Below are 21325 nucleotides of genomic sequence, written 5' to 3' on the forward strand. Positions count from 1 at the left end.
CCTAGACCACCTGGTGCAGCCAGGTGACCGGACTGCCGTCGCCGGCATGGCGGTAGACCTCGAGATCGGCGTCCCAGGCGGCACCGAGCAGCTCGTCCACGCCGTGGCGGAACGCCTCGATGGAGCCGGCCGTGGCAGCGAGGTGGCGCAACTGCTGCTCGCTGACGACGAGATCACCGTTGGCGCTCATGGGCGCGCGGAAGACACCGTGGCCGGGCACGTACGACATGCGCTCACCGTCGTTGCCGTGGCTGGCTTCCTCGGTCACCTCGAAGCGCAGCATCGGCCACGCGCGGAGCGCAGCGACGAGCTTGGCGCCTGTCCCGGGCGAACCGGTCCAGGCGACCTCGGCACGGTAGGAACCGTGTGCCGCGGGCTGGTCGGCCCACGACAGGGAGACCGGCGCGCCGACGACGCGTTCCAGCGCCCACTCGACGTGCTGGCAGAGCGCCTTCGGGCACGCGTGCACGAAGACGACACCCTGGGTAGACCGTCGTTGCACGGGGCACCTCCATCGACTCGATCGGTCTCGTCTTCCCCAACGGACGATCGATTCGGTGACAGGCTGTGTTCGGCGGCCTCGGACCAGGGGTCCCGTCAACAGTCTGCACGATGGTCACCCCCTCGCGCCAGTGCGGAGGAGGCGGATGGGTCACATGTGACGCTTGGTCACGGGAGTGACCACTATGTGCTGGTCAGCGGCCATACCACGGTGACGACACCGCCGTCCACCCATCCGCCGCGGCTTCCGTGCCCGCGTTCGGAGCGCACGCTCGGGACCCCGCGACGCGGCCGGTCGACGTCCACACCCGCAGACCGGTTGTGACACACGGTAACGACAGCCACGGTGCGTGACGAGTTCGACACGCCGCACCGGACGCGGGTCAGGCGCCGAACGAGGCCTGGAGGTCCTCGCGCGGCACCACCCGGGTCGCCCGGAACGGCAGCCCCTCGACGCCGGGCTCGCTCCAGTCCACGTCGACGACCTGACCGGCCCGCAGGGTGCTGGTCGGCCCGTGGACGACGGCGGCGTCGACCCAGCAGTCGCCGGGGAGGTCCGGTGCCTCGATCAGCCCGGCTCGCCGGTCGTCGTCCCAGCGGATGACGGTGCCGCGGGTGGTGCCGCTCCGTGTCATGCGGTCAGGCTGGCGCGGACCGCCGTCGCCGGACAAGAGCGCGGCGTGCGACGCACGTCATGCCTGCCCGTCGACGCGGCCGGGTAGGGGCGGCGCATGCCGAGCTCCCAGGGGATGGCCGACGCCGGCCGCGACCAGGTGTCGGGGATGGTGCTGCCCGCGTGGGACGCCTTCCTCGACCAGGCCGCCGCCGTCGACCTCGACCGGCCGACCCGGCTACCGGGCTGGCGGGCGCACGAGGTCTGCGTGCACCTCGGCTGCTGGGACGACCACACCGCCCTGGCCGACCTCATCGCCTCTGCCCGCGCGGGCGGCGGGGGCACTCCCCCGGACGTCGACGCGACCAACGCGCGCGTGACCGCGGCGCACCGCGACGCCTCCCGGGAGGAGGTGCTCGACGCGCTGCGGCGCAACCGCGAGGCGACCGCCCGCTACCTCGCCGAGGAGCCGCGCGAGCTCGACACCGCCCCGGCCCTGGCCGTGGTGGGCCGGCTGCCGCTGCTCAGCGTCGTCCTGGGACAGGCGTACGAGCTGGCGGTGCACGGACTGGACCTGGTACCCCTGGGCGCTCCCCCGGTGCAGGCCCCGGTCCTGCAGGCCGGCCTGGCGGCTCTGGCGGACGTCACCGGGGCACTGGCGGCGGCCGAGGGGATCACCGGTGGCGCCACCCTCGCGACGCCGGAGGGCGGCTGGCGGTTCGCCGCGGACGGCGACGGCTGGACCGTGCGCCGGGTGGCCCCGGGCGAGGCGAGCGGCACCGCGGTGGAGGCGGCGGCCGACCTGCTGCTCGAGGCGGCGTCCGGGCGGGTGAACCCCGTCGTGGCGCTGGCCCGACGGCGGCTGAAGGTGCACGAGCTCGGCGGCCTGCTGACCCTCGCGCCGATCGTGCAGGCCGCGCCCGGCATCCCCGGCGGGCCGATCCTGCAGCTCGCCGCCCAGACCCTCGGCGGCGTGGGCGGACTGCTCGGGCGGCTGCGCGGCCGGCGCTGACACGACGACATCCCCGACGAGGTCGGTTTACGTCGTAATCACCCGGGGCACCACCATCGCAGACGCTGTTGCGAACAACTTCACGGCGTCGCATCTCATTGACCGCAATTCTGCGGCGCACCTTTCACCACGGCCGAGGAGCCCCCCATGATCACGGACCAGGACGTTCGACGCGTGATCGGCAGCACGGCGTACGCCACGGACGGCAGCAAGCTCGGCACGGTCGGGGAGGTCTTCCTCGACGACGAGACCGGCCGCCCCGAGTGGGCCAGCGTTCGGACCGGCCTGTTCGGCACGAAGGAGGCCTTCGTCCCCCTGGCGCAGGCGGAGCTCGCGGGCGAGGACCTCCGCGTGCCCTTCGACAAGGACCGGGTCAAGAACGCCCCGCACGTCGACGTCGCCTCGGGGCACCTCTCGGCCACCGAGGAGTCGGAGCTGTACCGCCACTACGGCATCGGCGACACCGGCACGCCCGCGGCCGGGGGCCGGGACGTCGACGGTGACGGCGTGGTCGACCACCCGGTCGGCCACGACACCTCCGGCCCGACCACGGACGACGCGATGACCCGTTCCGAGGAGCGGCTCACCGTCGGCACGCGCACCGAGGAGGTCGGCCGCGCCCGGCTGCGCAAGTACGTCGTCACCGAGAACGTGACCGAGACCGTGCCGGTCTCCCGCGAGGAGGTCCGGGTCGAGCGCGAGCCGATCACCGAGGGCAACGTCGGCAACGCCATGGACGGCCCCGCCATCAGCGAGGAGGAGCACGAGGTCACCCTCCACGCCGAGCGCCCGGTCGTGGCGAAGGAGGCCGTGCCGGTCGAGCGGGTGCGCCTGGACACCGAGACCGTGACCGAGCAGCAGACGGTGAGCGAGCAGGTGCGCGAGGAGCGGATCGAGGCGGACGGCGTCGAGGAGACCCGCCGCCACTGACCGACCCTCGGGGCCGGGTGGCAGCACACCCCACCCGGCCCCCCGGTGCACGACCTCCCGCTCCCACCCCTCCCAGGAGACCCATGTCCACCACTGACCACGGCGCGTCGGCCACGCGCGGCCCGGCGCGCAACGCCGTCGACGCCCAGCACGACCGCTTCGGCGGCATCAAGTGGGGCGCGGCCTTCTTCGGCTGGCTGTCCGCCAACGGCCTCGCCGTCCTGCTCGTCGCGCTGCTCTCTGCCGCAGGCGTCGCCCTCGGCCTCACCCAGGGCATCCCCAGCACCGAGGAGGCCACCCAGCAGGCCGACACCATCGGCATCGCCGGCGGCATCGCACTGCTGGTGGTCCTCTTCCTCGCGTACCTCGCCGGCGGCTACGTGGCCGGCCGCATGGCCCGGTTCGACGGCGTCCGGCAGGGGATCGCAGTCTGGGTCATCGGACTCCTGGTCGTGATCGCCCTGTCGGTCGCCGGGGTCGTGCTCGGGTCGGAGTACAACGTGCTGCAGCAGTTGAACCTGCCGCGGATCCCGATCGACGAGGGAACGGCCACCACGGCGGGGATCATCGCCCTCGTGGCGGTCCTGCTCGCCACGCTGCTCGGTGCGGTCCTCGGCGGACGGCTCGGCACCCGGTACCACCGCAGGGTCGACCGGGCCGGCTTCGACGCCGCCTGACCCGGCTGGTCCCGCGACGACGGAGGGCCCCGCACCGACTGATCGGTGCGGGGCCCTCCGTCATGCGGTCGGGCTCAGCAGGAGCCGCCGAGGTCGATGCCGTGGGCGCTGAGCCACGGCATCGGGTTCACCCGGTTCTCGTACAGACCGCCCTGGTGCACCTCGAAGTGCAGGTGGGGTCCGGTGGACTGGCCCTTGTTGCCGACCTCGGCGATCTGCTGCCCGGCGGTGACCACCTGGCCGGCGCTGACGAAGAACCGGTTCACGTGGCCGTAGAGGGTGATCTGACCGTCGCCGTGCTGGACGTAGACCGCCTGGCCGAAGCCGCTGGCCGGGCCGGCCTGCAGGACGACGCCGCCCTCGGGGACGTAGATCGGGGTGCCGATAGGGGCGGCGATGTCGACGCCCTGGTGCATGGTGCCCCAGCGCGCGCCGTAGCAGGAGGTGAGGCGCCCGGAGGTCGGCATGCCGGACGTCGTGGCGGCGCTGGCGAGGGTCTGCGCCTGCGCCTGGCGCTCGCCCCAGGCGGCGCCCGGGTCGGCGGCACCCTGGGCGGCCAGCATCCGCTCACCGGCCTGGCGGAGCTCCTCCTCGAGGCGGGCCTTCTCGGCGGCGCGGGCGTCGAACTCGGCCTGCGCCTCGGCGAGGTGGGTGTTCGCCGCCGCCTCGGCCTGGTCGGCGGCGCGGGCGAGCTCGTCGAGCCGGACGACGGCGGCCTGCGCGGCACGGTCGGCGTCGGCGACCCGCTGCTCGACGGAGAGGAACTCGGCCAGCCGGTCGGACCGGTGGTCGCCGATGACCTCCATGGTGGCGGCCTGCTGCAGCAGCTCGGTGGGGCTCTCGGCGTCGAGCAGCAGCTCGACGTCGCCGTAGCGCTGGTCGCCGCCCATGTAGGCCTGGCGGCTGAGGTCGGCGATGGCCTCCTCGGCACCGGCGACCGCGGCCCGGGCCTCGGCCAGCTCGGCCGCGGTGGCCTCGGCCTCGGCCTGGCCGGCGGCGAGCTCGGCACGGGCGACGAGGGCGGCGTCGGCGGCGGCCTCGGCCTCGACCGTCATGCGCTGCAGCTGCTCCTCGGCGGCCTTGACCTCGCCCTCGATGCGGGCGACGTCAGCCGCGAGTTGCTCCTGCTCGGAGGCTGCGGGGGTGACGGGGGCGGCGACGGCCGCGGGCGCGCCGACCAGGAGGCCGGCGAGGACGGCGCCGACGACGAGGGCCCGGCGCGGAGAGCGCAGGCGACGGCGGACGGAGGTCGGTCGGTCGAGCTCGGTGTGCAGGCGGTGCAGGGTCGCCAAGGCGACGGTTCTCCCATCCTCGCGGCCGCCTACCGAGTTAGCTGACGGGTTCGGGCCGGACGGCGCCCTACCCGCCTGCGCCCCGTGCGCAGGCAGGACTCACCCCAGTGGAACGGTGGGTCCCCGGTCCCCCCTCGATCCCCGGAGGGACGTCGGGCGGTTCGGCGGGGCCCGGCCGAGGCCCCCCGGTTGTCGGGAGGCGGAGCCCGGCTGGGCCGTCAGGAAAGCTACTACGCGTGAGGGCCACCGGTCACGATCGGGTAACACACACGGTGCGCCTCCTTGCCCGAAGGGGTGAGGATCGACTACGTGCGGTCACAGCCTGACTGCTGACGGGTGATCACGGTGCCACACCCGTCACTCCTGCCGGGACCGCACCACCCACCTGCCCCGACACGGGTGGCGGAGCCCGGCGGAAGGGAGGAGGCTGCGCGGCCGCGTCGTCACCGACAGTGCGCGTCGGCACCCCCCGGTGAGATCCCGGACACGTCTGGCCGCCACGCCCGGGCGAGCGGCCCGACTCCGGTCGCCGGCGAGTGGACCCGGAGCCGACCGCCTAGGGTCGGCGACAGCGCCCCGGGGACGATCGCCCGGGCCCCGGATCGCGGAAGGCGTGTGTGACTGCCCGGAGGAAGGTCGCGGCCGGGATCGGCGCGCTGGCGGTCGGAGCCGCCGTCGTCGCCGTCGCCGGGTACGTGCCGCCGAACGAGCGCGACCGGGCCGGCGCCGCGGCCGGCGACCTGGCGGGTGCGATCGTCGGTGCGGGAGCGAGCAGCCAGCAGGCGGCCATGCAGGGCTGGACCGCGGGCTACTCCGCCGTCCAGCCGGGGGTGACCGTCGACTACGACCCGGTCGGCTCCGGCGGCGGGCGGGAACAGTTCCTGACCGGCGGCATCGACTTCGCGGGGTCGGACGCCGCACTGGACGACGAGGAGCTCGCCGAGGCCGCGGCCCGCTGCGGCCCCGCGGGGGTGTTCGAGCTGCCCAACTACATCTCGCCGATCGCCGTCGTCCACACCGCTCCGGGCCTCGACGAGCTCGCCCTCTCCCCCACCACGCTGGCGGCCGTCTTCGCCGGGCGGATCACCCGCTGGGACGACCCGGCCATCGCCGCCGACAACCCGGGCGCACCGCTGCCCGACCTGGCCGTGACGCCGGTTCACCGCAGCGACGAGTCCGGCACCACGGAGAACTTCACCGAGTACCTGGCGGCCACGGGCGGGGACGCCTGGCCGCACGAGCCCGACGGCGAGTGGCCGGTGGCCGGCGGGGAGGCCGCCCAGGGCAACTCCGGCGTCGTGGCCGCGGTGCGCAGCGGCGTCGGCACCATCGGGTACGCGGACCTCTCCCAGGCCGGTGACCTCGGCGTCGCGCGGATCGGGGTCGGCGAGGAGTTCGTCGCCCCCTCCCCCGAGGCCGCCGCCGCCGTGGTGGAGAACGCCTCCCGCCTGGAGGGCCGCGGCGAGTTCTCCTTCGCCGTCGAGCTCGACCGCACCACGACCGAGGCCGGCCGGTACCCCATCGTCCTGGTCAGCTACCACCTCGGCTGCGTCGAGTACGCCGACGCGCGGACCGCGGAGCTGGTCGCGGACTTCATGGGCTACGTGGTGAGCGAGGAGGGGCAGGACGCCGCGGCCGAGGTGGCCGGCTCGGCTCCGATCTCCGACGCGCAGCGCGACCAGGCCATGACAGCGATCGACGCGATCGGGACCGCCTCCTGAGGCGGACACACCGCCCCAGCGACCGGTTGTCGGCTGTTCCCACTCGACCGCGCCCGCGCCGGACGCCCAGGGCAGCCTGGTCGACCACCGCTGGGGCGGGATGGTCCGGCCGACCCTCCGGTCGACCGGACCATCCCGCCGTCCTCAGCAGACGCTGGGCCACACCGCCCGGTCACGAACGGTGCGCATGTCTGACGAGACAATGTCGATCAGTTCAGGGTGATCGTCGAATCCGGGTCGGCGCTTCCCTCGCACGGTGCTGAATCGTCGGCAACGAGGTTCACGAGGACTGCGGCGTTCACGTCGCACACGTTGGCGACGACGCCGATGGGGGCCTGCACGTTGATGCTGGAGACGTTGACGTTGACCAGACCGTCCTGAGTTGGGGGGGCTCCGCCGTCGGTGGTCGTGATCTCGGCATCAGCGTCGGGGGTGGCCTCGGCGTTGCAGGTCGCCGCGTCGTCGACCAGATCCGCGACCAGCACGGCGATGTTGACGTCGCAGATGTTGGCGGCGATTGCGACCGGTATCTGGACCACGAGGTCGGAGATGTTGACGTTGATCAGGCCCTGCTGATTCGGCTGAGCGGCCGCGGGGGACGCAAGTCCGACCGTCGCGCCGAGCGCGAGCGTGGCGGCCGCGGCGAGAGTGCGAGTGTGCATGATCTGTCCCTTCTCAGCGCACCGTGCGGTGCGCAGAAGTACCTGGTGGCGTGACCAGCACGCGGAGGCACTTCTTGTGAGCGCCGGATCGTGGCGCGAGTTCGTTGTTCGTGAACTCGGTATGAAGACGCTCGGATCGCTGCGGCGCGACGAGGCCCACGAGGAGCGAACACGCGTGCAACGACGCCGAACTCCTCGTCGATCTCGCGTCATGACCGCGGGGCGCAGGCGTCGGTGAGTGAGACGCGCGGAGTGGCCGGGCGGGCGCAGGTGGCGGTGTCGGAACGCCGGCCGTCCCCCGGATGGTGCGCCGTGTCAGGGGACGGCGGCGCGTCCGCCGCCGGTGCTCCCGCAGGTGCGGGTCGCCGGGAGCGGTGCCCCTATCCTGGAAGCACTCGTTCGGGCGCGTGCACGCGGCGTGGACAGGCGATGCGTGGCCGATCGAGTGCGGTGCCCGGTCGACGCTGAGTTGGGGTCGGCCGCACATCGGGGCGGTAGCTCAGCCGGTCAGAGCATGGGACTCATAATCCCTGGGTCGTGGGTTCGAGCCCCACCCGCCCCACCGGTGGTCGTGCTGGTCAGCGCCTTGTTGGCGTCGGTGTCAGATCGGGGCTCTTGTCCCGCGCCCACAAGACGCCCACAGGATGCGCCGAGATGTGGGCGGCGTGGGCGGCATCCATGCGTTCGGCGAGGGCGCCGAGGTCGTCGTCGAAGAGGCCGGAGTAGACGTCCAGGGTCATCGCGGCGGAGGCGTGGCCGAGCATCCGCGGGACCGCCTTGACGTTCGCGCCGCTCGCCACGAGGAGGCTCGCCGCGGTGTGGCGGAGATCGTGGGGACTGAGATCCTCCCGTCCCGCTGCAGTAGCGGCCGGGGCGAAGACTCGGCGCCGGAAGGTGCCGGACCGGAGCACGCCGCCCTCGGGTGAGGTCAGCACCAGGTCGTCGGCGCGCTTGCCGGCGGACCGCTGGGCCAACGGCTCGAGGAGGACGGCGGGTACAGGCCAGGCCGTCGGGGTTCAGACGGGATCCGTTGCGACTCACCGCCCGAGCACCGGGGCGCTGAATCAGGCGGGCGAGCTACGGGTGACCGCCGCAGCAGGGCGCCGCGACCGACCTCCTATGGCGCCCCTTGCACCCTCTGCGCCGGGGAGGCGCTGGTCGACGATGGCGTCGTTGTCCGCGCGCAGGCGGTCCGCGTCGACGGGACCCGGGCTGAACGCCGTCACCGGCGCCCGGCGGTCACGGTCGAGTATCGGCGTACTACAGAGGGGGTGATGCGCCCGGCTCGGTGAGGCGTCAGCGTCCGAGGCTGCGTCTCGGGCACTCGCGCGGGTCGTGAGCATCGAGCACGAGCTCCCCTGCCGCAGGTACGCGGAAGTGACCGCGTGCTCGATCCGACGGGGTCCCGGAAAGGCGAGTCGAGATGACCGTTCTGCACATCGCACATCCGAGCCGGGACGAGCGGGCCCAGCACGGCAGGCAGGCACGGGAACACACGCCGCTGGACAGCCACATCGGCTGGCGACCGGCAACGGACCGGCCCGATGCAGTCGCCGTGCTGGACGAACAGAACCGGACACGCGAGCCCGACCTGGTGCCGGTCCGGCACGGCCGGATGATGGCGTCGCCGTTCACCTTCTACCGCGGTGCGGCCGCAGTCATGGCGGCGGACCTCAAGGACACCCCAACCGCCGGGCTCGATGCACAGCTGTGCGGTGATGCGCACCTGTCCAACTTCGGTGCGTTCGCCTCACCCGAGCGCAAGCTGCTCTTCGACCTCAACGACTTCGACGAGACGCTGCCCGGGCCGTTTGAGTACGACGTGAAGCGCATGGCGGCCAGCTTCACGATCGCGGCCCGCAACAACGGCTTCTCGAAGACTGACACCCGCGAAGCGACGATGGCCGCGGTGACCGCCTATCGCGAGGCGATGGCCGGCTTCGGGCAGATGGGCACGTTGGACGTCTGGTACGCCCACCTTGACGAGGACGACATCATGACCTCGCTTCGGGACTCCGTCGCCACCGCCGGGCACCACGACAAGACAGGCAAGAAGGGCGCGAAGGGCAACGCCGGAAAGAGCGCGAAGGACAAGTCCGGGAATGACGGGAAGGCCGACCGCGCGCTGCACAAGGCGGCGAAGACCGCAGAGAAGACGCTACAGAAGGCGCACTCCCGCGACAGCCTGCAGGCGCTGTCGAAGCTCGCCGAGCAGGTCGACGGCGCATACCGGATCATCAGCGACCCACCGATCGTGGTGCCGTTGCGCGAGGTCACCGCGACCTACGGGTTCTCCGCGGATGAGACCGATCAGATCATCCGGGATCAGTTCCGCGCCTACCGCGCCACGCTCCAGGCCGACCGACGACACCTGCTGGAGCGCTTCCAGATTGTCGACGCGGCGCGCAAGGTCGTCGGCGTCGGCAGCGTCGGCACCCGGGCCTTCATCGTCCTGCTGCAGGGACGCGACGAACACGACCCACTGTTCCTGCAGATCAAGGAAGCCACCGCATCCGTGCTGGAGAAGTACCTGCCCCGCAGCCGGTACAAGCAGCCCGGCGAACGGGTGGTGCAGGGACAGCGGATGATGCAGGCCGCCAGCGACATCTTCCTCGGCTGGACCGCCGGCGCCCAGGCCGACCGCCACCTGTACTGGCGTCAGCTGCGTGACATGAAGGGCTCGGCGGAGGTCGAGGCGATGGTCCCCACCGGGCTCAGGTACTACGCCGGCATCTGCGGCTGGACGCTCGCTCGAGCGCACGCCCGCTCGGGAGACCCGGTGGCGCTCGCGGAGTACCTGGGCGACGGCGACGCGTTCGACCGGGCAATCACCGACTTCTCCGCCCGCTACGCCGACCAGAACGAGCAGGACTTCCAGGCCTTCGTGCGGGCGGTGCGATCCGGGCGGCTCCGAGCACTCGAGGGAGTCTGACCGCGGGAGGGGTGAGGTCCCCACCGTCCCCCCCGTCACCGGTCGGGGAGCCCCGAGCAGGGTGAAGGTCGGGCAGCCGAGCAGGCCCGGTCGTCGAGCGCGGCGAGCGGCTGCCGACATCGCCCGGTCAGGCGCAGCTCAGTCCAGCGGGTGCGAGATCAGGAACTTGACGAGGTCGGCCAGCCACAGAACCCTCCATGGCCCGAAAGTCGGTCGGCGCTGATGGCGTGCGCGACGGCCTCGGGGAGTCGACCAGTGCGGGCGAACCACGCCAGCGCAGATCCAGTGCAGCGCCCTGACCATGTACGGCCGCGCCAGCCGCAACTGGGCGGGCAGGAGCTGCCGCAGAAGCGGAGGGATCTGGTAGCCGCCGGGGGCCGCGGGCGCGTCCTCGGGCGAAGGCGCCGGCGTGCGCCAGCCCGGCATGGAACCCGTCGGCGACGTCACCGGTGAGACGGCGACCCACTCCGGCCCCCAGCTCACCGGTCACGCTGACCCGCAGGAGCAGCCGGCGCGTTTCGGCGGGGTGGTCGTCGACCGGCCGAGCCGACAGGTACTACACCGGACTGCCATCGTCGCCGGTCGCGACGGGGCGGGCCGCTCCGGGGAGGCGCCCCCCGCAGGCATCCGGCGGCCAGCCGCAGGGCCACGGCCCAGCCCCAGTGGCCGCCGACAACGCAGCGGCCGCCGCGGGCGTCACGGGTGCGGCCAGGCCTGCCAGCAGGGCGTGCGTTTCCGCAACGGTGAACGCGCCAGATCGTCGTCCCGGATCTCGGTCAGCAGGCCGGTGCGTCGGTACTCGGCCAACGGCAGCGGTGGATCGGCGTCGGCGCACAGCACCACTTCAACCGACCTGCGGTGTGCCGGACGAGTAGGTCCAGCCCGGCGAAATGCTCCGGTGGATGAGCACGCCTGCGTGAAACCTGAACCCATCCTCCGTGGTCAGGATGAGAGCCGCGGTGTCTCTTCAGGGCGGTGCGCAACCCACAGGCGCACCCGGAAGCCCCGCCGGAACTGCGCCGACTTCAGCGCCCGTCGGCGATGATCCCCGCTTGTAGCGGGACAAGCTCCGCCTAGACCGGGGCCTGCCTGGGCTGCTGCACCAGTCGCCGCTGGACCGTCCAGCCGAGAGCGCCGAGCACGAGCCATGCGGCGGCGCTGAGGACCGCTTCGGCGGTCGTGTCCGGCGTGCGCAGGAAGCCCAGCGTGTTCGGCCAGATCCGGCCCAGGCCGCTGAGGGCGAGCCCGGCGCCACCGAACGCGCAGGCCCAGATGGCGGCTGTCTCGTGGTACCGCTGCGCCGCCAGGCCAGTAAGCACGGCGACCGCCACCACAAAGATGACGGCGAGCAGGACGTTGCCGTCGTCCCCTTCCAGCAGCCCGAACAGCTTCGCCCCGATCACCCCGCCGGCGAGCCCCCCGACGACGAACAGTGCCGCCCGGAAGACCACGCGCGCGAGAACCCAGCCCACCACCGCGGCGCAGGCGGCGACGATGGCCGCGACCGCAACCGATGCGCCGAGTCCCTCCGCCACCAGCCAACCGAGGGCGAAGCCGCACGCCAGCAGCGCCAGGTGGATCGAGCGCAGACCGACGAAGCAGAGCAGCAGGCCGACGACGGCCAGTCCGACGCCGGTCACCCTGCGCCCCCTGCCGAACGCGGCACCCGGAGGCGCGCGGGCGCCGACATGGTCACGGCGCCCGGCCGGTTCTCCGTGATCACCATGAGAAACCCCCAGCTCCGCGACGGTCAGGTGGCGACTCTCCCGATCTCCCGGCAGCCGTGCCTCACCTCGGATAGATGAGTTCGTCCAACCGACCCGAGGGGTGCCCAGGCGCTTCAGGTGAGCTCGGCCATCGCCGGCAACGGCACGGTGGCGGCCGCCAGCGTGGCCGCCGCACCCCACTGTTCGGGCGCTGCCCACGTGCGGCCGGCGAGGACGACATACCCAGTGGCCTTGACGAAGCGGCGGAACGCGGCATTGGTCAGCGGATGTTCGTCGTCGTCGCCGCCTGTGCCCGGTCCGGAAGTCGCTCGGAGCGGAGGTGAGGCCCGTGTCCGGGGAAGAGGTTGGAGGTCCTGCCGACGGAGGGTGACCGGCGATGTTGCGAGGTCGACGGGCGGAACGACGCGAGGAGCGACGAGAGGATCGACGTGACAGCGATGCGGTGCACTACCGGATGCGTCAGCGGCTCGTGTCGATCGGCGACGACTTCTGGATCGAGACCGAAAGCGGGCAGCGGGCCTACAGGGTGAACGGCAAGGCGCTGCGGTTGCGCAAGACGTTGATCTTCGAGGACGCCGACGGCCGCGAGCTGTCGCGCGGCGCCTGCAGCCGGAGCCGTTGCGCGAGGACGCGGGCAGTGACAGCTGACCGGACGGCCGTTCGACGGCGGGGCGCCGTCCAGGCAGCGGGCCACACGGCACCGCGGCCGGTTCAGGTCAGTACCTCACGCCACGGTCGCAGGCTGAAGCGACAACGGCCACGACTCCCGTGCCGACTACGGCAATTACCGCAAACGACCCTCGAGCGAGATGGCGACTCCTTGCAGTGACCAGCATCTGTAAGCATTATGCAAGCATGCCGCATGTACTGGTCCGGGATGTCCCCGAGGACGTGCACGCCGCCTTGCAGCGGAAGGCTGAGCGCCGCCACCAGTCGCTGCAGCAGTACCTTGCTGTCGAGCTGCGTCACCTCGCCGAGCAACGCTCGGTCAGCGAGGTCCTCGACGAGGTCGAAGCGCAGCACGGCGGTCGCGTCGGCTTGCAGGCGGCCGTGGCCGACCTGGACGAAGAACGCTCCCGGCGCTGATCTTCCAGGCGAGCGCGCAGTGATCGTCGTCGACGCCTCCATCCTGGCCAACGCCCTCGCCGACGACCAGGCGGCCGGGACGGCCGCCCGCGGTGCGCTGCGCGCCGCCGACCAGGTCGCCGCGCCCGATCTGGTCGACGTCGAGACCGTGTCGGTGCTCCGCAAGCGCTGGCTGGCTCGCACGCTGACCGACCAGCGTTTCGAGGCCGCCGTCGGGCACCTTCAGCAGCTGCGGTTCGAGCGCGTCCCGACGCTGCGACTGATGCGGCGCGCCTCCGAGCTGCGCGCCAACGTCAGCGCCTACGACGCCTGTTACGTGGCCCTGGCCGAGCGGTTGGAGTGCGAGTTGATCACCGCGGACGGTCGGCTGGCCGCCGCTCCCGGCCCGCGGTGCGCCATCCGCGTCCTGCGCTGACAGCGCTTCTCGCCTGAAACGCCGGGACCGTTACCCCTGCCCCGTGTACGTATCAGCCGTGCCCACACCGTGCCCACACGATGCCCACAGAAGGGCCGTTTCAGGCCGTCGACAGCCATCGACCGCCATCTGTGAAATCGCAGGTCAGGCGCTGAGTTGATGGTAAGCGTGCAGGTTGGAAAGACGTCCTGGAATACCTCACAATCCCTGGGTCGTGGGTTCGAGCCCCACCCGCCCCACCGGTGTTCGTGTGTTGTTTCGCCTGATGCTTGACCACGGAGCTTGGGGTGCTCCGCAACAGTGGTGCGGCTGATGGTTGACAGCTGTTCCGGCTGATCCTTGACGCTCCCTCGATGAGGCAGATGAGCGTTACGGAGCAGCGCCATCTGGCGGTGCTGGCGGTGATCGCCGACGGGCATCCACGTGATTCGTGCTGTGGGCGTCAGCCGGTGCCGATCAGGCAAGACTGCACCCGTGCCCAGAGCGCCTCGTAGGCGGCGGTCGCAGAGCTGGCCGGCGCGAACGCCGGCACCGGTGCGCGCTCTTCGGCCATCTGCTCGATCGCCACCCGACTCGGGATCGCCTCGGGGACGACGGACGCGTGATCGTTGGGCAGCCGTTCGGTGAAATCGCGATGGGCCTTCTTGCGGCGGTCGACCATCGACAGAAAGCCGACCACCTGCGGCTTCCGCCCCGGCATCATGTCGACGAAGTCGATGAGCTGGTCGTAGGTGCGCACCGAGAGCATGGCGGGGATCAGGGGGACGAGCAGCACGTCGCAGGCGTGGACGACGTTCTCCGACACCAGGGACACGCTCGGCGGGCAGTCGAGGACGACCAGGTCGTACTCCTTCTTCAGGGGCCCGAGCAGGCGGCGGATCCGATCCGTGGGGCGCTTCGCCGAGTCCAGGTCCAGATCGAGGTTGCGGTAGCTGAAGTCGGCAGGCATCAGGTCGAGCTGGTCGAAATCGGTTCCCTTGATCCCGTCGTCCAGTGTGCGCTTTCCCCTGACCAAGGCGTTACCGCCACCCTTCACCTTGGGTTTGACCCTGAACAGGTACGTGGCCGAGCCCTGCGGATCGAGGTCCCAGAGGAGGGTGCGCAGACCGTCGCGGGCCGCGAAGTAGGCGATGTTGACCGCGGCTGACGTCTTCCCGACGCCCCCCTTGATGTTGTACGTGGCCAGGACCTTCATGACGCCGCTCCTGCCATTGCGGTGGCCGGCGCCGTTCGGCGCGGTCCTGGTGGGGCCGTCCGACGCTGCGCCGACCGCCGGCAGAACTGCTCGAACATGGCGGCGAACTGCGCGCGCGACGTGTCCTGGTCCTCCTGCAGCCGGGCCGCGATCTCCCCCATCGCGAACATCGTCCGGGCGGAGGCGCCGTCGTTGGCCATCATGTCGGTGGCGAGTGAGTACAGCGCCTCGCGCTGGGCCTCGCTGTCCTGGAACGTCCCGAGCACATCCTGCAAGGCCTTCAACTCCTTGATGGCGACGCGAGCGTCGGCCGGATCCGTCGTCGGGGGAAAGGTCTCCAGCAGGTAGCGCAGCTCCTTGGCCCGCTTGCGCAGGTCGTGCAGGTCCTCGGCAGGCGACGCGTCGGTGATCCGCGAGCCGAGGCGGAGTACACGACGATGCGCGCGATCGAGCCGTTCCACGACCACCTCGGCCGCGATCGGTCCCGCACAGGGCTGCCCGTCCCAGGTCGCCAGCGCCAGCAGCGAGGCGCGCCATCGTGCACGGAACCGCTCGAACCGCGGCGACCGCAAGCCGGCCGCGAGCCTGCGCCGCTCGTCCGCACGGAGCCCGGTCAGGTGGAGCACCAGGGGTTCCACGTCCTCGCGTCGGCCGGTCGAAAGACCAGCCGTCAGGGACGGGAGCTCCTCGAGAAGGACGTCGAGGTCGCGCGACGGCGTCGTGAGGTCGCCGAGCAGCTTCAACTGCGGTGTCACCCACGCGACCAGGGAGGGCGGCAGGACGTCACCGAGCAGCTTGACCGCCGAGCGAGCGCGCCGCACCGCGACCCGGAGGTCGTGCAGGAACTCGATGTCGACATCGCTGACCGTTCCGTCCACGGCGGCCTCCAGCTCGCCGAGAAAGGACAGCAACACCCTGGCCACCGCCACGCGGGCGGGAAGACCGGCCTCCATCACGGGCCTCGAGGGCGCGTCGGGATCGACTCCCGCGGCGCGCAACGCCGCCGGGTAGCGCGAAGGTGTGTCAGGAACGAGCCCCGCCCGGTGCGCGATACGGGCGGCACACTCGCCGGCCGCGTCGTACCCCCGCAGAGGGATCAACCACAGGCCCCCCGGCAGGCGGCCGCGGCTTCTGGAAACGGTGGCCGGACGTTCGTGGATCAACCGCAGGACGGTCTTGCCCTCGACGTCCAGCAACCTGCCGGTGACGGACGTCCCCGATGCCTCGACCATCGGCAGGAGAGCGCGCACCCCGAGGACCGGCTCGAGGTGCGGGCGAAGGTCGTCGGGAAGACGCGCCAGCAAGCGCGGCCAGCCGAGGGTGTCGGGCCCCGCCGTGACCGTCGCACCGTCGGTGCGGCTGAGCCCCAGCATGCAACCGTCGCCGTCGGGGGCTTGGACGGCCGTCAGCGCCATCCCGCGGCGGTACAGCCGCAGGTCGAAGCTGTCCAGCCACATCGTCCGCGTGGTAACCGGTCTATCCATGGCCACCGTGTAGCTCGCCGCCAACGCCGCCAGGGCAGCGGCTACTGCCGACGGTTCGGAACCGGCCCAGAACTGGCCGCCGCGAGGGTCACTCACCGGCGTTCCTCTCAGGTCACCGACCTCGGTCGGGTGTCGCGCATTGTGTCGGTCGCAGCCGACCGCCAGGGTGAGGCGCGCCCAGCAGCTGTCATCTCGAACGACCGGTGCGGCCCGACCAGCCACCGACTGCCCCGAGCAATTGCCTCGGTGATGTGGTCGACCGCGGAACCCAGTTCGGTCTTCAGTTGTCACCGGCCGAGCGGGCCCGTAGGGCCGAGCGGGCCCGTAGGGCCGGGCACGCCCGCAAGGCGTACTTCGCACGCCTTGCGTTGCTGTCGTCGACGACGCCTGAAAACTGACCCCCACGCGACGTAGAACCCGCACGTCGCCAGGGGGTCAACCCTCGGCCGCCGTTGACAGCTGTCGGCACGGGCGTGGCGCCCCCGCTGGCAAGTGAGAACCGCGGTGTGAACCACCCCGACGAAAACCGAGCACACGTCACGCCCCGGTCTCCAGACGAGTCCCTGCCGAACGAGTCGCTCCCGAGGTCGCGCAGCCCGAGGAGTAGCTCCGAGCACGGCTCGAGGTCGTCCCCGACCGGCGCCAAAGCCGTGCGTGGTGGCCACACCACCGCGACGTCGCTCCGCAGTCTTCCCGCATGGCCGTGTACCGCTACCGGACCCAGCCCCGTGCGGAGAGGTCGCGTCCAGGTCCATCGGGAGGTCGTCTCGCGTGACGGGGCGACCTGATCTTCGCCTCGACCTCTCCCCGCGCTCACCGCCGCCTCAGGACAGGCCGCCGCCCCGGAACTCGACGCTGCCGAGTAGGCCGCTCACTGCTGGGCCGAGCGGGAGATTCCCTCACCAATCCACGACCTTGGCCCCGGAGGACTGGGCGCGAGCTGCTCAGGAGGCCACCATGGCCACGTCCTGGTAACGAGGGCTTGCCAAGGAGGACGGCATGACCACCACGACGCCCGTGCCCGGAGCTCAGATGTCCCGGGAGCGCATGGACGAACTCGTCGACGGCCACTACCGGGCGGAGGAGACCGGCGACCTGGCCGCGATCGTTGCGGGATTCCAGCCCGATGCCGAGCACGACGTCGTCGGGCGCCCCGGCCCCACGCTGCACGGTGCGGCGCAGATCGAGGACTTCTACCGGGCTCTCTTCGCCGACTTGCGGATCGACCGGTTCGAACCGGTCCGCCGTTGGTACGGCGCCGACCACGTCGTTGACGAGTCGGTCCTGCACGCCACCGCGATGGGGCACCCATTTGGACTGGACGGGCGCGGCCGACCGGTCCAGACCCGCTTCTTGCACATCTTCGACTTCCGCGACGGCCTGATCAGCCGGGAGAGCGCTTGGATCGATCTCGCGGCCATCCAACAGCAGTTGGGCCCCGGGTGATGCGGCCTGGAATCCTCGTCCTGCCGGCTGGCTGTACCCGGGGACGTTGGTGACAGCGGTCCGCCTTGAACGCAGGAGAACCTCCGAGTGGGTTGTGGCTTGTCGAAGGCCCACATCCGCTCGGAGGTTCTCGCGTCCCACGGTGATGCCCGCACCACCGTTCACGCCCGGAAGCTGATCGTCGCCCCGTATCGGGCCGGCTGGCGCCAGGCGCACATCGCCGCGGCGATGGGCATCTCGCGCACGTGCGTGCGGACCTGGATCGGCCGCTACGAAGCCGAAGGCGAGGCGCCGATACCTCTCGAGCACGTCATCAGCTGAGCCGGCGCACAGTTCGCCCCGCACCCCGCTCGCCGACCACCACCGGCAGGGCCGCCCGGGCAGGACCTCGCTCTCCGCCGAGGCCCCTGGCGTGGCTGATCGACGGCGGCGCCGTCGGCCGGCGCGGGACATGACCATCGTCGATGGAGCGACGGCCCTGCGCGTCAGGCGACACCATCGACGGGTGACGGCGCGGCCGAGACGAACCGGGTCGTGCCTGTTCGCACCGCCGTCTCGAAGACGTGGCGGCGTCGCCGGGCGTCCATCACGTCGGGGCCCATGACGGCGAGGTCCTCGGCGGTGGGCGCGACCACGCGCACGGTCGTTCCTGCAGCGGTGAGCCGAGCCACCTCCCACTCCAACCGCTGGTTCGGGTGCTGGCGCAGGCGGGCCGCCGCGGACCTGCGCGGACCCGGTGCCGTGGTCGCCATGGGCGCCAGTACGAGCACCTCGTCCAGTCGTTCGTCCGCCAGCACGTCCGCGTTGGTGACCGAGACCGCGCCCCCGTCCACGTAGCGGCGGTGACCGATGAGCCGCGGCGGGAACACACCGGGGATCGAGCACGAGGCCATCACCGCCTCGGGGAGCGACGTCACCGGGTGCCCCGCCGCTCCGAAGACGACGCGTCGCCCGGAGTCGAAGTCCATCGCGACCATCCACGTCCGGGGACGGGCGGGCCATCCCCCGTGACCGCACACCTCCGCGATCAACTCGCCGACCGGCGCCAGGCTGCCCCGGCCGCGGGGGGCCAACGCCGCGGCCGTTGCCCGCACGGTGTGGCGTCCGGGTTGGCCGAGGGTCCGCGCGGCCAGCCGCAGGTTGCCCGGGAACGGCACGGGCCAGGGGATGTCGGTGAGCGCGCGGTGGACCCGGTCGGGCACGTCGACGGGGCTGACCGCGTCACCTTCGACCGCTCGGACGGGACCACAGGACAACGTCTCGGCCATGACCCGGGGCGGCACGCCGGAGCCGAGCAGCGCCGCGAGCACCGACCCGGAGGAGGTGCCGACGACGACCTCGAACGCCATCCCGTCCGGGCCCTCCGTGTCGGACAACGCGCAGAGCACTCCCAGGGCCCAGGCGCCGCCGACGGCAGCACCCGCACCGATCACCAGCCCACGTCGGGGCTGAGATCGCACAGAATCACCCATGACAGCTCCTCCAGACGGCTGACGCGTTCCCTGGCGTCCCTGGACGGCGACCCGACACGGCCGTCGCGGCACGGAGGACAGCGGCGCCCGACGCTCCTCGGCCGGCGAGGGGCAGAACGGAGCCGCTCTCCTCCGTGGGTGCGTGGGCCGGCATCCCCCGTGCTTCGTGGCCGATCAGGCTGACGAGATCCGTCCGATCCCCGCGTGCCCGACCTGGGCGCTGATGCCGTTGACGACGCTTCGACGTACGGCTCAGGAGTGCTGGGGACGGTCCCCTCCAGAGGTCCTCGACTCCTCCGGTCGCCTGGCCCTCGCTGAGATGCACGCGGCGAATGCTCCGAGGCTGACGGCGGTCTCGGATCCTCCCTTCCGGATGGGACCGCGGGACGACCGGTCGCCCGCGGTCAGCCCAGGTACACCGGCTCTCCGACGGAGATGGCCTGGGCGATCCAGAGCCGCACCGGCGGCTCGATCGGCAACCCCGGGAGGTCCGCGACCTGAACCCAGGCGGCCTCGCTGGTCTCGTGCTGATCACCGCGCGGAACCCCACCCACGGCACTGCCCCGGAAGATCAGCGCGAACTGCTGGCGCACCTCGCCGCCGACGGAGCGGACGACGTGACCGGGATCGCTGAACAGGCCGACGAACCCGGTCACCACCACCTGCACACCGGACTCCTCGGCGGTCTCCCGAACGGCGGTCTCGACGGCGGTCTCACCGACCTCGACGCGGCCGCCCGGCAACTCCCACGCACCGCTGTCACACCGGCGGACGAGGAGCAGCGCCCTCTGACGCCACCGCACTGCGACGAACACCGAGGGGACGACGAGGCTCGCGGCCGGCGCCGACGGATCGTGGAAGTACACCTGCCGCGTGCGTGTCCGGCGGTCGATCGACGTCATGGCCTGCCTGCCCGGTCCCCTGGAGTCGCTCCCCGCGACGCTCCTGCGCCCTGCGGCCGGGAGCATCGTCCGGAGCGGGTGAAGCAGGAGAGATCCCGGGGTTCGCGGCCTCCGGGGAGATGCGCCAGCGGGAGACACCGATTGCACTTTGCGGTTCTGCCGAGTGCCGCCTAGGTTTCCCGTGATCGCGGAGGGGGGACCGCTCATGCGGCCTCGCGTGCGGACTGCCGCGCTGACCGGGTACGCCGACCTGGCTCGATCGCTGGGGCTGGACCCGACCGAGCTGTTGGGCGACGTGGGCCTGACCCTCACCGACCTCGACACCCCGGACCGGTGGATCGCCGCGGCGCCCGCGGCCAGACTGCTCGAGCTGTCCGCCCGGCGCGCCCCGTGCGAGGACTTCGGCGTGCGCCTGGCCGAACGCCGGCGGCTCGGGTCCCTCGGGCCGATCAGCGTGGTGCTCCGCGACGAACCGGACCTCCGCAGCGCCGTGGACCTGTTGATCCGGTACGAGCGGGTCTACAACGAGGCGCTGCACATGCGCCTCCACGAGCACGACGAACTGGCGAGGATCACGGTGTGGCTGGAGTTCGGCGAGCCCGCCCCAGCCGGGCAGGCACTCGACCTCGTCATGGGGGCGGTGGTGGGCATCATCCGGGCGCTGATCGGGAACGACTGGGCGCCCCTGTCCGCCTCCTTCGCCCATCCGCGCCCGCGCGACCCGGCGTCGTACCGCCGCACGTTCGGCCCGGGTGTGCGGTTCGACCAGGACTTCACCGGCCTGGAACTGCTCGTGCGCGACCTGGTCGCCCCCGTCCTCACGTCCGACGCGTCCGTGCGGCCCTACAGCCGGCAGTTCCTCGACGACGTCGTCGCCCCCGGGTACCCGACGTTCGCCACCCAGGTGTCCGAGACGGTGGAGTTGCTGCTGCCGGCGGGACGGTGCTCGCTGAAGACGGTGAGCCGGTACCTGGGGATGCGCCCGAGAGCTCTCCAGACCCTCCTGGCCGAGGACGGGCACAGCTTCTCCGCGATCGTGCACGCCACCCGGGCCCGGCTGGTCGAGCGCTACCTGCCCAATGACGGGTACTCGGTGACCGAGGTGTCCCAGCTGCTGGGTTTCGGCGCGCCCAGCGCCTTCACCCGGTGGTTCCAGGCGCGGTTCGGCACCAGTCCCAGCGAGTGGCGTCGAAACGCACGCGCCGGATCCCTCCCCGCTGCGATCGGGGACGGGCAGGCGACCTGAACCGTCCGGGAG

Annotated in this window: 20 protein-coding genes, 1 tRNA gene and 1 riboswitch; of the genes, 11 read left to right on the top strand and 10 right to left on the bottom strand. The window is 71.9% G+C overall.

Going from position 1 to position 21325, the window contains the following annotated elements; translation table 11 throughout:
• Position 1: 1 nt before the first annotated feature.
• Positions 2-502: a DUF3145 domain-containing protein gene (locus tag MY520_RS04670; RefSeq protein WP_436690573.1), complete on the bottom strand. Its 501-nt coding sequence runs from the start codon at positions 500-502 to the stop codon at positions 2-4.
• A gap of 382 nt (positions 503-884) precedes the next feature.
• Positions 885-1136: a hypothetical protein gene (locus tag MY520_RS04675; RefSeq protein ID WP_436690575.1), complete on the bottom strand. Its 252-nt coding sequence runs from the start codon at positions 1134-1136 to the stop codon at positions 885-887.
• A gap of 96 nt (positions 1137-1232) precedes the next feature.
• Between MY520_RS04675 and MY520_RS04680 the strand changes: the two genes are divergently transcribed.
• From MY520_RS04680 to MY520_RS04690, 3 genes are all read left to right on the top strand, one after another.
• The gene (locus tag MY520_RS04680) at positions 1233-2126 is read left to right on the top strand and encodes a maleylpyruvate isomerase N-terminal domain-containing protein (protein ID WP_436690577.1); all 894 of its coding nucleotides are present in this window, start codon (positions 1233-1235) and stop codon (positions 2124-2126) included.
• Positions 2127-2273: 147 nt separating this feature from the next.
• Entirely contained in the window at positions 2274-3056 is a 783-nt protein-coding gene (locus MY520_RS04685; protein WP_436690579.1) for a DUF2382 domain-containing protein, read from the top strand.
• Positions 3057-3139: 83 nt separating this feature from the next.
• Entirely contained in the window at positions 3140-3733 is a 594-nt protein-coding gene (locus MY520_RS04690; protein ID WP_436690581.1) for a hypothetical protein, read from the top strand.
• A gap of 74 nt (positions 3734-3807) precedes the next feature.
• Here MY520_RS04690 and MY520_RS04695 read toward each other — a convergent pair whose 3' ends face one another.
• Positions 3808-5025, bottom strand: coding sequence for a M23 family metallopeptidase (locus MY520_RS04695; protein WP_436690583.1), 1218 nt, complete (start codon positions 5023-5025; stop codon positions 3808-3810).
• A 31-nt stretch (positions 5026-5056) separates the two neighbouring features.
• A riboswitch (cyclic di-AMP (ydaO/yuaA leader) is annotated at positions 5057-5153 on the bottom strand.
• 489 nt (positions 5154-5642) lie between these two features.
• Between MY520_RS04695 and pstS the strand changes: the two genes are divergently transcribed.
• Positions 5643-6746 (top strand): phosphate ABC transporter substrate-binding protein PstS, encoded by a 1104-nt coding sequence (pstS, locus tag MY520_RS04700; protein WP_436690585.1) that lies wholly within the window; start codon positions 5643-5645, stop codon positions 6744-6746.
• Between the two features lie 209 nt (positions 6747-6955).
• Here the strand turns inward: pstS and MY520_RS04705 are convergent, their stop codons facing one another.
• Positions 6956-7408, bottom strand: coding sequence for a hypothetical protein (locus MY520_RS04705; protein ID WP_436690587.1), 453 nt, complete (start codon positions 7406-7408; stop codon positions 6956-6958).
• A 488-nt stretch (positions 7409-7896) separates the two neighbouring features.
• Between MY520_RS04705 and MY520_RS04710 the strand changes: the two genes are divergently transcribed.
• Positions 7897-7970 (top strand) — tRNA-Ile (locus tag MY520_RS04710).
• A gap of 16 nt (positions 7971-7986) precedes the next feature.
• Here the strand turns inward: MY520_RS04710 and MY520_RS04715 are convergent.
• Complete coding sequence (locus MY520_RS04715; RefSeq protein ID WP_436690589.1) at positions 7987-8382, bottom strand: tyrosine-type recombinase/integrase; 396 nt, start codon at positions 8380-8382, stop codon at positions 7987-7989.
• A 449-nt stretch (positions 8383-8831) separates the two neighbouring features.
• On the opposite strand from MY520_RS04715, the gene MY520_RS04720 reads away from it, so the two are divergent.
• Positions 8832-10340 carry a DUF2252 domain-containing protein gene (locus tag MY520_RS04720; RefSeq protein WP_436690591.1) on the top strand — a complete coding sequence of 503 codons (1509 nt, stop codon included), beginning with the start codon at positions 8832-8834 and terminating at the stop codon, positions 10338-10340.
• A gap of 1073 nt (positions 10341-11413) precedes the next feature.
• Here the strand turns inward: MY520_RS04720 and MY520_RS04725 are convergent.
• The gene (locus tag MY520_RS04725) at positions 11414-11980 is read right to left on the bottom strand and encodes a hypothetical protein (protein ID WP_436690593.1); all 567 of its coding nucleotides are present in this window, start codon (positions 11978-11980) and stop codon (positions 11414-11416) included.
• A 942-nt stretch (positions 11981-12922) separates the two neighbouring features.
• Between MY520_RS04725 and MY520_RS04730 the strand changes: the two genes are divergently transcribed.
• Complete coding sequence (locus MY520_RS04730) at positions 12923-13153, top strand: FitA-like ribbon-helix-helix domain-containing protein (RefSeq protein WP_436690595.1); 231 nt, start codon at positions 12923-12925, stop codon at positions 13151-13153.
• Positions 13154-13172: 19 nt separating this feature from the next.
• The gene (locus MY520_RS04735) at positions 13173-13568 is read left to right on the top strand and encodes a type II toxin-antitoxin system VapC family toxin (RefSeq protein WP_436690597.1); all 396 of its coding nucleotides are present in this window, start codon (positions 13173-13175) and stop codon (positions 13566-13568) included.
• 442 nt (positions 13569-14010) lie between these two features.
• Here the strand turns inward: MY520_RS04735 and MY520_RS04740 are convergent, their stop codons facing one another.
• Both MY520_RS04740 and MY520_RS04745 read right to left on the bottom strand, forming a co-directional pair.
• Complete coding sequence (locus MY520_RS04740; protein ID WP_436690599.1) at positions 14011-14763, bottom strand: ParA family protein; 753 nt, start codon at positions 14761-14763, stop codon at positions 14011-14013.
• Complete coding sequence (locus MY520_RS04745) at positions 14760-16343, bottom strand: CHAD domain-containing protein (protein WP_436690600.1); 1584 nt, start codon at positions 16341-16343, stop codon at positions 14760-14762. The genes MY520_RS04740 and MY520_RS04745 overlap by 4 nt, the downstream gene beginning before the upstream one ends.
• A gap of 903 nt (positions 16344-17246) precedes the next feature.
• Here MY520_RS04745 and MY520_RS04750 point away from each other — a divergent pair.
• Together MY520_RS04750 and MY520_RS04755 are read left to right on the top strand one after the other, a co-directional pair.
• Positions 17247-17693: a nuclear transport factor 2 family protein gene (locus MY520_RS04750; RefSeq protein ID WP_436690602.1), complete on the top strand. Its 447-nt coding sequence runs from the start codon at positions 17247-17249 to the stop codon at positions 17691-17693.
• Between the two features lie 99 nt (positions 17694-17792).
• Positions 17793-18014, top strand: a complete 222-nt coding sequence (locus tag MY520_RS04755) for a helix-turn-helix domain-containing protein (RefSeq protein ID WP_436690604.1) — start codon at positions 17793-17795, stop codon at positions 18012-18014.
• A gap of 164 nt (positions 18015-18178) precedes the next feature.
• Here MY520_RS04755 and MY520_RS04760 read toward each other — a convergent pair whose 3' ends face one another.
• Complete coding sequence (locus MY520_RS04760; RefSeq protein ID WP_436690606.1) at positions 18179-19165, bottom strand: patatin-like phospholipase family protein; 987 nt, start codon at positions 19163-19165, stop codon at positions 18179-18181.
• A gap of 404 nt (positions 19166-19569) precedes the next feature.
• A complete protein-coding gene (locus MY520_RS04765) occupies positions 19570-20067 on the bottom strand; it encodes an NUDIX hydrolase (protein ID WP_436690608.1) in 498 nt (165 codons plus the stop codon).
• 205 nt (positions 20068-20272) lie between these two features.
• On the opposite strand from MY520_RS04765, the gene MY520_RS04770 reads away from it, so the two are divergent.
• On the top strand, positions 20273-21313 hold the full coding sequence (locus MY520_RS04770; RefSeq protein WP_436690610.1) for an AraC family transcriptional regulator: 1041 nt from the start codon (positions 20273-20275) through the stop codon (positions 21311-21313).
• Positions 21314-21325: the final 12 nt, after the last annotated feature.

The sequence above is a fragment of the Geodermatophilus sp. CPCC 205506 genome (assembly GCF_051383635.1).
GTDB lineage: Bacteria > Actinomycetota > Actinomycetes > Mycobacteriales > Geodermatophilaceae > Geodermatophilus.

What these genes read in the sequence shown, in the direction of transcription:
- MY520_RS04675 (WP_436690575.1), bottom strand. Translation starts at nt 1,136, where the DNA reads ATGACACGGAGCGGCACCACCCGCGGCACCGTCATCCGCTGGGACGAC.
- MY520_RS04680 (WP_436690577.1), top strand. Translation starts at nt 1,233, where the DNA reads ATGCCGAGCTCCCAGGGGATGGCCGACGCCGGCCGCGACCAGGTGTCG.
- MY520_RS04685 (WP_436690579.1), top strand. Translation starts at nt 2,274, where the DNA reads ATGATCACGGACCAGGACGTTCGACGCGTGATCGGCAGCACGGCGTAC.
- MY520_RS04690 (WP_436690581.1), top strand. Translation starts at nt 3,140, where the DNA reads ATGTCCACCACTGACCACGGCGCGTCGGCCACGCGCGGCCCGGCGCGC.
- MY520_RS04705 (WP_436690587.1), bottom strand. Translation starts at nt 7,408, where the DNA reads ATGCACACTCGCACTCTCGCCGCGGCCGCCACGCTCGCGCTCGGCGCG.
- MY520_RS04720 (WP_436690591.1), top strand. Translation starts at nt 8,832, where the DNA reads ATGACCGTTCTGCACATCGCACATCCGAGCCGGGACGAGCGGGCCCAG.
- MY520_RS04730 (WP_436690595.1), top strand. Translation starts at nt 12,923, where the DNA reads ATGCCGCATGTACTGGTCCGGGATGTCCCCGAGGACGTGCACGCCGCC.
- MY520_RS04740 (WP_436690599.1), bottom strand. Translation starts at nt 14,763, where the DNA reads ATGAAGGTCCTGGCCACGTACAACATCAAGGGGGGCGTCGGGAAGACG.
- MY520_RS04750 (WP_436690602.1), top strand. Translation starts at nt 17,247, where the DNA reads ATGACCACCACGACGCCCGTGCCCGGAGCTCAGATGTCCCGGGAGCGC.
- MY520_RS04760 (WP_436690606.1), bottom strand. Translation starts at nt 19,165, where the DNA reads ATGGGTGATTCTGTGCGATCTCAGCCCCGACGTGGGCTGGTGATCGGT.
- MY520_RS04765 (WP_436690608.1), bottom strand. Translation starts at nt 20,067, where the DNA reads ATGACGTCGATCGACCGCCGGACACGCACGCGGCAGGTGTACTTCCAC.
- MY520_RS04770 (WP_436690610.1), top strand. Translation starts at nt 20,273, where the DNA reads ATGCGGCCTCGCGTGCGGACTGCCGCGCTGACCGGGTACGCCGACCTG.